General features: G+C 63.3%; 12 protein-coding genes. 3 read left to right on the top strand and 9 right to left on the bottom strand.

The features are described from left to right. Window positions 1-9: 9 nt before the first annotated feature. On the bottom strand, window positions 10-2,385 hold the full coding sequence (locus BI343_RS02550; protein WP_223253446.1) for an EAL domain-containing protein: 2,376 nt from the start codon (window positions 2,383-2,385) through the stop codon (window positions 10-12). 262 nt (window positions 2,386-2,647) lie between these two features. Here BI343_RS02550 and BI343_RS02545 point away from each other — a divergent pair, with 262 nt between their 5' ends. Next, entirely contained in the window at window positions 2,648-3,562 is a 915-nt protein-coding gene (locus BI343_RS02545) for a LysR family transcriptional regulator ArgP (RefSeq protein ID WP_043624932.1), read from the top strand. Between the two features lie 106 nt (window positions 3,563-3,668). Further along, window positions 3,669-4,106, top strand: coding sequence for a cytidine deaminase (locus tag BI343_RS02540; RefSeq protein WP_052246756.1), 438 nt, complete (start codon window positions 3,669-3,671; stop codon window positions 4,104-4,106). Between the two features lie 68 nt (window positions 4,107-4,174). Here the strand turns inward: BI343_RS02540 and BI343_RS02535 are convergent, their stop codons facing one another. After that, window positions 4,175-5,779 (bottom strand): NAD(P)/FAD-dependent oxidoreductase, encoded by a 1,605-nt coding sequence (locus BI343_RS02535; protein WP_071108531.1) that lies wholly within the window; start codon window positions 5,777-5,779, stop codon window positions 4,175-4,177. A gap of 267 nt (window positions 5,780-6,046) precedes the next feature. Here BI343_RS02535 and BI343_RS02530 point away from each other — a divergent pair, with 267 nt between their 5' ends. Beyond that, a complete protein-coding gene (locus BI343_RS02530; protein ID WP_043624938.1) occupies window positions 6,047-6,376 on the top strand; it encodes a nuclear transport factor 2-like protein in 330 nt (109 codons plus the stop codon). 58 nt (window positions 6,377-6,434) lie between these two features. Here BI343_RS02530 and BI343_RS02525 read toward each other — a convergent pair whose 3' ends face one another. The 7 genes from BI343_RS02525 to lpxD all read right to left on the bottom strand — a co-directional run bounded on the left by BI343_RS02525 (window position 6,435) and on the right by lpxD (window position 11,317). Continuing rightward, window positions 6,435-6,650, bottom strand: a complete 216-nt coding sequence (locus BI343_RS02525) for a hypothetical protein (protein ID WP_071108530.1) — start codon at window positions 6,648-6,650, stop codon at window positions 6,435-6,437. A gap of 139 nt (window positions 6,651-6,789) precedes the next feature. Then, on the bottom strand, window positions 6,790-7,290 hold the full coding sequence (locus tag BI343_RS02520) for a DNA-deoxyinosine glycosylase (protein WP_071108529.1): 501 nt from the start codon (window positions 7,288-7,290) through the stop codon (window positions 6,790-6,792). A gap of 2 nt (window positions 7,291-7,292) precedes the next feature. Further along, window positions 7,293-7,880 carry a ribonuclease HII gene (gene rnhB, locus BI343_RS02515; RefSeq protein WP_200886244.1) on the bottom strand — a complete coding sequence of 196 codons (588 nt, stop codon included), beginning with the start codon at window positions 7,878-7,880 and terminating at the stop codon, window positions 7,293-7,295. Beyond that, a complete protein-coding gene (gene lpxB, locus BI343_RS02510) occupies window positions 7,871-9,043 on the bottom strand; it encodes a lipid-A-disaccharide synthase (protein ID WP_071108528.1) in 1,173 nt (390 codons plus the stop codon). Before lpxB ends, rnhB begins: the two co-directional genes overlap by 10 nt. A 4-nt stretch (window positions 9,044-9,047) precedes the next feature. After that, a complete protein-coding gene (lpxA, locus tag BI343_RS02505; protein ID WP_043624950.1) occupies window positions 9,048-9,824 on the bottom strand; it encodes an acyl-ACP--UDP-N-acetylglucosamine O-acyltransferase in 777 nt (258 codons plus the stop codon). Between the two features lies 1 nt (window position 9,825). Further along, entirely contained in the window at window positions 9,826-10,278 is a 453-nt protein-coding gene (fabZ, locus tag BI343_RS02500) for a 3-hydroxyacyl-ACP dehydratase FabZ (protein ID WP_043624953.1), read from the bottom strand. Beyond that, complete coding sequence (gene lpxD, locus BI343_RS02495) at window positions 10,271-11,317, bottom strand: UDP-3-O-(3-hydroxymyristoyl)glucosamine N-acyltransferase (RefSeq protein ID WP_071108527.1); 1,047 nt, start codon at window positions 11,315-11,317, stop codon at window positions 10,271-10,273. Before lpxD ends, fabZ begins: the two co-directional genes overlap by 8 nt. Window positions 11,318-11,356 lie beyond the last annotated feature (39 nt).

The following is an 11,356-nucleotide window of genomic DNA, read 5'->3' as shown; positions in this document are numbered from 1 at the left end:
TAATAAAAATCATGATACATAAGCAGGATTAATATTGTGCACATCCATGCCGCACAGATTCCAGTCTCGCACCCACCCCGGCAACTCATGTGCCGCCAAAGGCGGCGAAATGCCGTAGCCCTGCCCGTCATGGCAGCCTATCTCCTGTAGCCGTTGCCAGATGGCCCGGCTCTCCACGCCCTCCACCACCAGCTTGCGGCCGGTATAGTGCGCGAATGACAGCATGCTGCGGATGATGGCTTCATTGCCGGGCATGTCCAGCAGCAGGCGGACGAAACGCTGGTCAATCTTGATGGTGTCGAAGGGCAGTTGCTGCAAATGCACCAGCGACGACGCGCCGGTGCCGAAATCGTCCAAGGCGATGGACAGGCCCAGATCGCGGCACCGCTCCAGCTTGGCCGTGATTTGCTCCGCCTCCTGCTGGGTGACGCTTTCCAGCACCTCCAGCTCCAGAAAACCATCGGGCAGAGGATGGCTTTCCAGCAGCGCGTTGAGTAGAGGCAGAAAGTCGTCGTGCTTCAGCGTGGCGGCGGAAAGATTGACGCTGACCGGTATCGACTGCCCCTGGCTGCGCCACTCGCTGGCCTGGCGCACGGCTTCGCGCAGCACCCACCAGTCCAGCTCCCGCATCAAACCGCTGTTCTCGATGGCCGGGAAGAATTCGCCGGGCAACACGAAGCGGCCATCGCGCACCCAGCGCACCAGCGCTTCCGCGCCTTCGATGCGGTTGGTCTGCAAATTGATCTTGGGTTGGAAGTAAAGCCTTAGCTCGCCGCGCGGCACCGCCATGGCGAAGGCGCTGCGCATGGCGTGCAGGCGGTGGATTTCCTCGTCCAGCGCCGCGTCGTAGTGGCGGCAATGTCCGCCGCCCTGCTCCTTGGCGCGATTCAGCGCCAGATTGGCCCGCCGCAGCAGAGTGGCGGGATCGCACGGCCCGGCCGGGCTGACCGCCACCCCGACGCTGCAACGCGCCTCCACCGTCACGCCCATGACTTCTGCAGGCAGCGGCAGCTGCCGCAACACCGCGTCCACCAGCGCCTGGACGCGGTCTACGCGCTCGGTGCAGGCCATGAAGCGAGACGCCCCCACGCGGCCAACGTGTCCGAATGGATAGATGGCGTCGCGCAGCCTGCGCGCCATCTCGCACAGCACCATGTCGCCGCCGTCGTAGCCTAGCCTGGCGTTGATATCGTGAAAGCCCTCCACCGCGACCGCCAGCACCGCTACCTGGCTGCCGCCATGCCTGGCGCCCAGGAGACGGCCGATCAGATCCTGCATCTGGTTGCGGTTGGGCAGCCCGGTCAAGGCATCATGGCGGCTGAGAAAATCGAGTTCGGTTTCGATGCGCTGGCTGCGCTCCAGCGCTTCATGCCGCTCCAGCGCGCGGCCGATCTCACGCGCCATCACGTCGAACAGGGCGAGTCGGGTTTGATCGAAGAAACCACAGCGCCGGGAATGCAGCGCCAATACGCCGATGACCTGCTGCCGCGCCAGCAGCGGCGCCACCAGCAAACTGCCCTCGTCCAGACCGCCAAGCCCATCGCGCCAGCCATTCAGGCCGGGATCATTCCTCACATCGTTGCTGACTTGCAGCGCGCGGCTGCGAACAGCCCGGACCGCGGGATTCGCTTCATGCCCGGCATCCAGCCGGACAAAAGAGAACATTTCCTCGCCTGGCGTGCTCCAGCCTTGGTGCGCCAGAGCGGTCATCTGCAACTCGCCCCCATCCAGCATGCCCACCCAGGCGATATTGAAGGACGATTCCTGCACGCATACATCGCATACCGACTGAAGCATCACTCGGCGATCCACGCTGTCGGCCAGCGCCAGCGTGACGCCGCTCAAGGTGGAATACAAGGCCGATATCGACTGCAGATGCTGCTGGCAGGAAGCCGATTCTTGCTGGATGCCCCGCTGGTAACCATGAGTTTTCAGCATCTGATCCAGCAGGATGCGCTTGCGCAACAGCCTGGCGGCCTCGGCGGAGGCCTCGGCGGGCAGCGGCGCTTGCGCCAGGCTGGCGAGCAGATGGGCCTGCACCCGCTCATACAGGCCGGACAGCCAATCCAGGCCGATGCCCAGCCGGCAGTACGCTTCGCCGGCCTGGCTGAGCTGGCGGGCCCGCGCTTCGTCCAAAGGATGGCGCAGCAGCTTTTCCCAATCCTGCAATAAGCGCTCCACCGCCGCATCCAGGCAGCCTGCCTGTTGCAGCAGCAGCTCCGACTCGCGCTCGCTCTTCAGCAGATGCCAATACAGTTCCTTGGCCAGCAAGGGCCGTCGCGCCAGGCAAAGCTCGGCGTAGCGCGGCAATTGCGCCAGGTGTTCGGCCCGGATGCCGATAAAACGGCACATCCCCGCCAGGAGTGCCTTGTCGTCCGTCTGCATCTTCACATTCCGCGCCTGATTTGCATCAGGTCCGCCCTTGCCCGCATCCATCGCTGCAATCATGACAACCCGCCCATGAGCGAGCTTTTTCTTGTATTGTGTTGCGGCGTCCCGATTCTGCGGCAGGCGGCAAGCCCATGGCGCGCAATCGAGATGCCGAAACCGGAACATGCCACGGCGCTGGCTTTTAAGCAAGTCCAGCGGCATTGTTAAGCGGTATTATTAATCGGATTTTTTCTCATACCTCTTAGATGAGCGACCCTTGCTAGATCCAAGACAACTGCAGACCCTGGCGGCGGTGGCGGAAACCGGCGGATTCGACAAGGCTGCGAAAAAGCTGTTCCTGACCCAATCCGCCGTGTCGCAACGCATACGCCAGCTAGAAGAACTGCTGGGGCAACCCGTTCTCACCCGCACAGTGCCGGCGGAAGCGACCGAAACCGGCCGCCAGCTGCTGCAGCATTATCAGCAGCTGCTGCTGATGGAAGACCAGCTGTTGCAAAAACTCAACCCCGCCACCCGCCAGCGCGAATTCACCACGCTGGCGGTGGGCGTCAATGCCGACAGCCTGGCCACCTGGTATATGCAGGCGGTGGCGCCGGTATTGTCGGAGCGGGACCTGCTGCTCGACATCGTGGTGGACGACCAGGACCACACCCACGAATTGATGCGCACCGGCCACGTGATAGGCTGCGTCGGCACGCGCCCGGTGCCCATCCAGGGCGGCATCCAACATTATCTGGGCGCGATGCGCTACCTATGCCTGGCTACGCCGTCCTTCGCCGCCCGCTACTTCCCCGACGGCGTCGACCATGCCGCGCTGGCGCGCGCGCCCTCCATCCTGTTCAGCCGCAAGGACGCGGTGCAGGGCCAGTTTCTCCGCCAAGCGGCCGGCTACGATGGCAGCTTCCCCAGCTTCACCATCCCATCGGCGCAAGGCTTCGTGGAGCTGACGCGCCAAGGTCTGGCCTATTGCCTGCTGCCGGAGCTGCTGCTGGAAGACGACTTGGCCAGCGGCAAACTGATAGACCTGTTCCCAGGCCAATACATAGACATTCCGCTGTATTGGCATCACTGGCGCGTGGAGTCGCAGCTGTCGCACGCCCTGACCGAAGCGATGCTGGACTATTGCGGACAATACTTGCGCCAAGACAAAGTGAAACAAGCCGAGCAATAGCAGAATCCATTCGACAACACGCTTGGAATTGGCGCGGCACGCTTGCATTGACAAGGCCTCCGCCCTGTCGCATCATCCGACGCCGACCTGGTTTTATGGAGGCAGCATGACCAGCAATCAGCATGTACCCAGCAATGAACAGTGGGCAGAACTGGAAATGGCAGCGCGTCTGGCCGCGAAACAGGCTTACGCGCCCTACAGCAAGTTCTCCGTCGGCGCCGCCATCCTCGATGGCAACGGCAAAATCCACATCGGCTGCAATGTGGAAAACGCCTCCTACGGCCTGACCAATTGCGCAGAACGCACCGCCGTTTACGCCGCGCGCGCCAATCAAGGCATGCAGGAAGTGGCTGCCGTGTGCATCTACACGCCTACCGACACGCCCACTCCGCCCTGCGGCGCCTGCCGCCAGGTGCTGAACGAATTCGGCCCGACCATGCGGGTGCGCGCCATCTGCGATGGCGACGAGATGATAGACACCACGCTGGACCTGCTGCTGCCAGGCGCCTTCGGCCCCAAGAACCTGCAGGAGCCGGCAGCCTGACTATCAAACGGCCGCGTCGCTCGCAAAACAAAACGGAAACCCGAAGGTTTCCGTTTTTTCTTTCATGCTTAGCGCCCCGACAGCATGGCCTGGGCCACCGCCTCGGCGATCTTGATACCGTCCACGCCCGCCGACAGAATGCCGCCGGCGTAGCCGGCGCCCTCGCCTGCCGGAAACAGCCCCTTGACGTTGAGGCTCTGGTAATCGTCGCCGCGCGTGATGCGCAGCGGCGAGCTGGTGCGGGTCTCCAGACCGGTCAGCACCGCATCGTACAGATCATAACCGCGGATCTGGCGCGCGAAATGCGGAATCGCCTCGCGCATGGCCTCCACGCAGAAATCCGGCAGAATGCGCGACAGATCCGTCATGGTCACGCCCGGCTTGTACGACGGCTCCACCTCGCCGAGCTTGGTGGACGGCTTGCCGGCCATGAAGTCGCCCAATAGCTGCGCCGGCGCGAAGTAGTCGCCGCCGCCCAGGTCGTAGGCCTTGCTCTCCAACTCGCGCTGGAAATCCAGACCGGCGAGAGGGCCGCCCGGGTAATCGACTTCCGGCGAGATGCTGACCACGAAGCCGGAATTGGCGTTGCGCTCGTTGCGCGAATACTGGCTCATGCCGTTGGTCACCACGCGTTTCTCTTCCGAGGTGGCCGCCACCACGGTGCCGCCCGGGCACATGCAGAAGCTGTACACCGCGCGGCCGTTGCTGGCGTGGTGCACCAGCTTGTAGTCGGCGGCGCCCAGAATCGGATGGCCGGCATACTTGCCCCAGCGCGCCTGGTCTATCAGCGATTGCGGGTGTTCTATGCGCACACCGATGGAAAACGGCTTGGCTTCCATATACACACCTCGCTTTTCCAGCATCTGGAAGGTGTCGCGCGCGCTGTGGCCCAGGGCCAGCACCACGTAATCGCTGAGCACCTCGCCGCCATCGGCCAGCTTCACGCCGCGGATGCGGCCGTTTTCCAGAATCACGTCGTCGACGCGCTGCTCGAAGCGGATTTCGCCGCCCAGGGCGATGATCTCGGCGCGCATGTTCTCCACCATGCTGACCAAGCGGAAGGTGCCGATATGCGGACGGGCCAAATAAAGGATCTCTTCCGGCGCGCCGGCCTTGACGAACTCGGCCAACACCTTGCGGCCCAGGTGGCGCGGGTCTTTGATCTGGCTGTACAGCTTGCCGTCGGAGAAAGTGCCGGCGCCGCCTTCGCCGTATTGCACGTTGGATTCGGTATTGAGCTGGCTCTTGCGCCACAAACCCCAGGTATCTTTGGTGCGCTGGCGCACTTCCTTGCCGCGCTCCAGCACGATGGGCTTGAAGCCCATTTTGGCCAGGATCAGCGCGGCGAAAATGCCGCAGGGGCCGAAGCCGACCACCACCGGACGCTGCTTCAGATCGGCCGGCGCCTGGCCGACATAGTAGTAGTTGGTGTCAGGCGTGGGCGCCACGCGGCGGTCGCCCTTGAAGCGGGCGAACAGCTTGTCCTCATTGGCCACATCGACATCGATGATGTAGACCAGGCTCATCACGCCCTTGCGCGCGTCGTAGCTGCGCTTGAACACGGTAAAACCGCGAACGTCCTCGGCCACCACTTTCAGAAAATCCGCTACGGCTGCGGCCAGCTCCTCCGGGGTATGATCCAGCGGCAGTTTCAGTTCGGAAATACGCAACATAAAAATCCAGTACCAGGTTGGTGTCTATTCAACGAGGCGCCATTGTAGCGGCAAACGGACGCGGCGGCACGACTCAGGTCAAGCCGCCGATTGCAATGCGTTCGGATGTCGACTATAGCCTTCTGTATAGTTCCGCCGTTCGCCTATGGACTCCTGAAGACAGCCGACGGCCCGCACCACCCTTCCCCGCCCGCCTCCGCTCCGCGCCAAAGACGCGGCAGGCCTGCATGGGCGCAACGAAGTTTTTGGCGCATCAGGAGCAAGACCATGAATCTGGAAATGCTGACGCAACCTATCGTCCGATCAGCAATACAGGCATTGCAACAGGGAGACCACTCCGCGTGGCTGGCTCAATTCAGCCCGGACCTCACCTTCACCGATGAGGGCCTGCCCGCCAACTTCCTCAAGTTCAGCGAACACGCCATGGGACATGAGCGCTTCACGCGCATAGACCGCGTGGAGAATCAGGGCTTGGACATCTATGGAGCCTTCCACAGCGACCGCTGGGGAGATTTCGAGACCTTCTTCAAGTTCCAGCTGGGCGGCGACGGCAAGATCCGCCAACTGGACATCGGCCAAGTCAGCCCTATGGGCTAACCCCGATCAGACATATGCAAGCGGCGCCTTCTCGGTGCCGCAAGCCTTGCACGCCGGCTCAAGCCACCCGCGCCAGCCTGCCGCCATCCTCGTCCGGCGATTCGAAGCGTTTCCAGTCCACGATCATCACTTGGCTCAGGCCGCAGTCGCGCGCCAGCTGCGCTTCTATCTCTTCCAAGACCATATGCCCATGAATCACGCCGTTGATGACGACTTCGGCGCGGCGCATCACGCTATCGTCCGCGCTGACAAACCAGATGCAGTAACGACTCATCGGCAATCCTCCGGCTGGTGGTGCTGCGACACTGATGGAGATGTAAATATGGTCTGAATTGCCACTGCGCCGCAAGCCCGAATGCGCGCGATGCCGTTTTCCGCCGCGGCGGCATGGCAAACGCGCCACGCCTTGCGCCTTATCCCGCCAGCGCCTCACGCAAAACAGACCAAGCGTGTGCCTTGGCATCGAACGGCAAGGTGTGCGCAGGACTGGACGACGGCAGATCGATCAGCAGCAGATCGCCCCCGCAAGGCTTCAATTGCCGCCGGCCGATTTTGGCCGCCGTTCCGCCGTTGAACGCCACGGCGCGCAGCGCCGGCAGCTCGCCCAGCAAGTCAAGCAGCGCGTTATGTTTCTGATTGCGGATGGCGGCGTCCAGGCTACCCTTGCGCTCGGCTTGCGCGATGACGTCCCACAAGCCCACGCCATGGGCCAACAACGATTCCAGTCTCGCTGGATAGGGCAGCGCGCGCAGGTCGACGCCAATGACCGCGCCCAGCAGCTCCCAGAATTTATTATGGGGATAAGCGTAATACTGCCCGGCGGCCAAAGAGGCGTCGCCGGGCAGCGAACCCAGGATTAGCAAACGGGTATGGCTGTTTACCACCGGGGCGAAGCAGCGCTTGTCGCCACGCATATTCAGAACAACTGGCCTTGCTGCCGCGCCAGCCAGGCCTTGACCGGGCCAAAGGTCTTGCGATGCGCCTGCAGGACGCCGTGGGATTCGATCGCCGCCAGGTGCTCCGCCGTGGGATAGCCCTTGTGGCGCGCGAAACCATACTGCGGATGCAAGGCGTCCAGGGCCACCAGCTCGGCGTCGCGCGCGGTCTTGGCCAGGATGGACGCGGCAGAAATGGCCGCCACCTTGGCGTCGCCCTTGACGATGGCCTCTGCCGGCACCGGCAGCTGCTTGGGCACGCGGTTGCCGTCTATCTGGGCGAGAGCAGGCCTCACCGACAAGCCCTCCACCGCGCGTGTCATCGCCAGCATGGTCGCCTGCAGGATATTGAGCTTGTCGATCTCGTCCACGCTGGCGCTGGCGACGCACCAGGCCAGCGCGTCGCGCTTGATCCATTCGGCCAGCGCGTCGCGTTTGGCCTCGCTCAGCACCTTGGAATCGGCCAGGCCGTCAATGGGCTTGGCCGGGTCCAAAATGACGGCGGCGGCGAATACCGCGCCAGCCAGCGGACCGCGGCCGGCTTCATCGACGCCGCAGATCAATTGCATCGCGCCACATCCAGCACCGCGCGCGCCGCGCGGTTGGCAGTATCTTGGCGCAGCGTCAGCTGCAGCTCGGTGAAAGTCTTGACCATGTCGGCCCGCGCCGCGGTATCGGTATACAGCCGCTGCATCTCCTCGGCCAGCTTTTCCGGCGTAGCCTGCTTCTGCAACAGCTCCGGCACCACGAAGCGGCCGCACAGGATATTGGGCAAGCCCACATACGGCAGCTTGATTTTGCGTTTGACCAATCGATACGTCAGGGCCGACAGCTTGTAGCTGATGACCATAGGCCGTTTGGTCAGCGCCACTTCCAGGGTGGCGGTGCCGCTGGTGACCAGCACCACGTCGCTGGCGATCATCGCCATCTGCGCATGGCCGAACAGTTTGCGGATGGGCAGATCGCGCGCCTTCAACTGATACAGCATGCGCTCGAACTGCTCCATCGTGGCGCGGGTGGCCAAGGGCACCAGGAACTGCGCATCCGGATATTGCCTGAGCAGCAGCCTGGCCGTATCCAGGTACACCGGCACCATGTATTCCAGCTCGCTCTGCCGGCTGCCCGGCATCAGGGTGAAGACCGGCACATCCGGCGGCAGGCCCAGTTGATCGCGCATCGCCTGCTGGTCCGGTTCCAGCGGGATCTCGCTGGCCAGCGGATGGCCGACGTAAGTCACCGGAATGCCAGCCTGACGATACAACGGCGGCTCCATCGGGAACAGGCACAACACATGGTTGGCCGCGCGGCCGATTTTCTGGATGCGCTCCGGCCGCCAGGCCCATATCGATGGGCTGACATAGTGCACGGTTTGCACGCCGCCCTTCTTCAACGCGGCCTCCAACCCCAGATTGAAGTCGGGGGCGTCGATGCCGATGAAGACGTCGGGCCGTTCCATCAGCAACTGCTCGCGCAGCTGGCGGCGGATGCGCAGTAGTTCCGGAAGGCTTTTCAGCACCTCGGAATAACCACGCACGGCCAGCTTCTCCTGCGGCACCACGCTGTGAAAGCCGCGAGACTCCATGCGCGGGCCGCCGATGCCGGCGAATTCGATATCGCTGCGGTGCGCTCGCAGCGCATCCATCAGATGAGCGCCCAACAGGTCGCCCGAGGCCTCGCCGGCCACCATGGCCACCTTCAGGGCGCCTTTGCGCTTGAACAGGTGATCGCTCATAAGCTCAGCGGATGATTCCTCGCGCCGATTGACCAAAGAAACGCACGAACGGCTCCAGCTCGGCGTGGCCTTCGCCAGCCTCGGCCAGAATGGCGGCCTTGGCCTCGTCGTAGCTCAAACCCTGGCGGTACAGGGTTTTGTAGGCGTTGCGCACGCGGCGGATCTGCTCCGGCGTGAAGCCGCGGCGCTTCATGCCTTCCGCATTGATGCCGGAAGGCACGGCGCGGTTGCCGTGCGCGGTCACGTAGGCCGGGATGTCCTGCGCCACCGCGCTGGCGAACGCCGTCATCGCGTGTTCGCCCACGATGACAAACTGGTGCACGCTGGTGAAGCCGCCCAGGAAAACCCAGTCTCCCAGATGCACATGCCCCGCCAGCGTGGCGTTGTTGGCCAGGATGATATGGCTGCCGACCTGGCAATCATGGGCGATGTGCACATAGGCCATGATCCAGTTATCGTTGCCGATGCGGGTGACGCCGCCATCCTGCACCGTGCCGGTGTTGAAGGTGCAGAACTCGCGGATGGTATTGTTGTCGCCGATTTCCAGCCGCGTCGGTTCGCCAGCGTATTTCAGGTCCTGCGGCATGGCCCCCAGCGAGCAGAACTGGAACACGCGGTTGTTCTTGCCGATGCGGGTATGACCCTCGATCACCACGTGCGGGCCGATCCAGCTGCCGCTGTCTATGCTGACATTCGGGCCGATGATGGAATAGGCGCCGATTTCCACGTCGTCGGCGATCTGCGCCTTCGGGTCAACGATGGCGGTCGGATGAATGGTCATATCACACCTCGCGTTTGGCGCACATGATTTCCGCTTCGCACGCCACCTGGCCGTCCACCAGCGCGCGGGCAGAGTACTTGCCGATGCCGCGCTTCAGCGCCATCTGCTCCACCTCGAATACCAGCTGGTCGCCCGGCACGACCTGGCGCTTGAAGCGGGCGTTGTCGATGCCGACGAAGAAATACAGTTCGTTTTCGGCGCGTTCGCCCTGGCTCTTGATGGCCAGAATGCCGGCGGCCTGCGCCATCGCCTCGATGATCAGCACGCCCGGCATCACCGGATACTGTTCAAAATGGCCTGCGAAGAAGGGCTCATTGATGGTCACGTTCTTCAAGGCCTTGATGCGCGTATTGGCTTCGAACTCGGTGACGCGGTCTACCAGCAGGAACGGATAGCGATGCGGCAGGTAGCGCATGATCTCGCGGACGTCGATCGAGACAGCGTGTTCACTCATGAGGTTCTTCCTTCGAATTTTTCAGTGTTTCCAGTTCTCGCTCAAGCTGCTTGATGCGCTTGGCGAAATCATCCAGATGGCGGACATGGACGGCATTGGCCAGCCAGTCCTTCATGCTTTGCAGGGGGTAGGACGAGGCGTAAGTGCCCGCTTCCTTGATCGATTTGGACACCAGGGTGCCGCCGCCGATATGGGTGCGGTCCGCCACGTCGATGTGGCCGACGAACATCGCCGCGCCGCCCACCGTGCAGCGCGCGCCGATCTTGGTGCTGCCGGCGATGCCGACGCAACCGGCGATGGCGGTATGCTCGCCGATTACCACGTTATGGGCGATCTGCACCAGATTGTCTATCTTGGCGCCCTTGCGGATCACCGTGTCCACCAGCGCGCCGCGGTCCACCGTGGTATTGGCGCCGATTTCCACGTCGTCTTCCAACACTACGCGGCCAGTCTGCGGAATCTTGAACCAGTGGTCCTTGTCCCAGGCCAGGCCGAAGCCGTCGCCGCCGATCACGCTGCCGGAATGCACGCCGACGCGGTTGCCGATCACGCAGCCATGATAAACCGTGACATTGGGGTACAGCGTGACGTCGTCGCCAAGCACGCAGCCGTCGCCGACCACCACGCCGGGCATCAGCCGGCAGCGCTCGCCGATGACGACATCGTCACCGATGGTGACATTGGCGGCGATCTCGCTGCTCTGGCCAATCCGGCAGCCCTCGCCCACCACCGCGCGCGGATGAATGCCGGCGCGCGGCGCTTTGGGCGGATGAAACAAAGTGGCCAGCCGCGCAAAATACAGATAAGGATCCGCGGTGACGATCAGCGAGCGGCCATCCAGCTCGGCGGCGAGCGCCTCGGTGACGATCAGCGCGCCGGCCGCGCTGGCCAGCATCTGGCGGCGGAACTTGGCGCTGGCGACAAAGGCCACTTCGCCGGCGACGGCGCTTTCCAGCGGCGCCAGCCGCTCGACAGCCAGATCCGGGCCGCGCAGCACGCCGCCCAGTTGTTCAACGATGTATGCGAGTGTGTAGGACATCAAAAACAAAGCCGACCGCGGGTCGGCTTACTCCGGTGA

The sequence above is a fragment of the Chromobacterium amazonense genome, from assembly GCF_001855565.1.
GTDB classification, from domain to species: Bacteria; Pseudomonadota; Gammaproteobacteria; order Burkholderiales; family Chromobacteriaceae; genus Chromobacterium; species Chromobacterium amazonense.
The sequence above is the reverse complement of the archived record's forward strand: the minus strand, read 5'-3'. Positions and strand labels throughout refer to the sequence as shown.

What these genes read in the sequence shown, in the direction of transcription:
- BI343_RS02540 (WP_052246756.1), top strand. Translation starts at nt 3,669, where the DNA reads ATGACCAGCAATCAGCATGTACCCAGCAATGAACAGTGGGCAGAACTG.
- lpxB (WP_071108528.1), bottom strand. Translation starts at nt 9,043, where the DNA reads ATGAGCGATCACCTGTTCAAGCGCAAAGGCGCCCTGAAGGTGGCCATG.
- rnhB (WP_200886244.1), bottom strand. Translation starts at nt 7,880, where the DNA reads ATGCAATTGATCTGCGGCGTCGATGAAGCCGGCCGCGGTCCGCTGGCT.
- lpxD (WP_071108527.1), bottom strand. Translation starts at nt 11,317, where the DNA reads ATGTCCTACACACTCGCATACATCGTTGAACAACTGGGCGGCGTGCTG.
- lpxA (WP_043624950.1), bottom strand. Translation starts at nt 9,824, where the DNA reads ATGACCATTCATCCGACCGCCATCGTTGACCCGAAGGCGCAGATCGCC.
- BI343_RS02535 (WP_071108531.1), bottom strand. Translation starts at nt 5,779, where the DNA reads ATGTTGCGTATTTCCGAACTGAAACTGCCGCTGGATCATACCCCGGAG.
- BI343_RS02525 (WP_071108530.1), bottom strand. Translation starts at nt 6,650, where the DNA reads ATGAGTCGTTACTGCATCTGGTTTGTCAGCGCGGACGATAGCGTGATG.
- BI343_RS02530 (WP_043624938.1), top strand. Translation starts at nt 6,047, where the DNA reads ATGAATCTGGAAATGCTGACGCAACCTATCGTCCGATCAGCAATACAG.
- fabZ (WP_043624953.1), bottom strand. Translation starts at nt 10,278, where the DNA reads ATGAGTGAACACGCTGTCTCGATCGACGTCCGCGAGATCATGCGCTAC.
- BI343_RS02550 (WP_223253446.1), bottom strand. Translation starts at nt 2,385, where the DNA reads ATGCAGACGGACGACAAGGCACTCCTGGCGGGGATGTGCCGTTTTATC.
- BI343_RS02520 (WP_071108529.1), bottom strand. Translation starts at nt 7,290, where the DNA reads ATGCGTGGCGACAAGCGCTGCTTCGCCCCGGTGGTAAACAGCCATACC.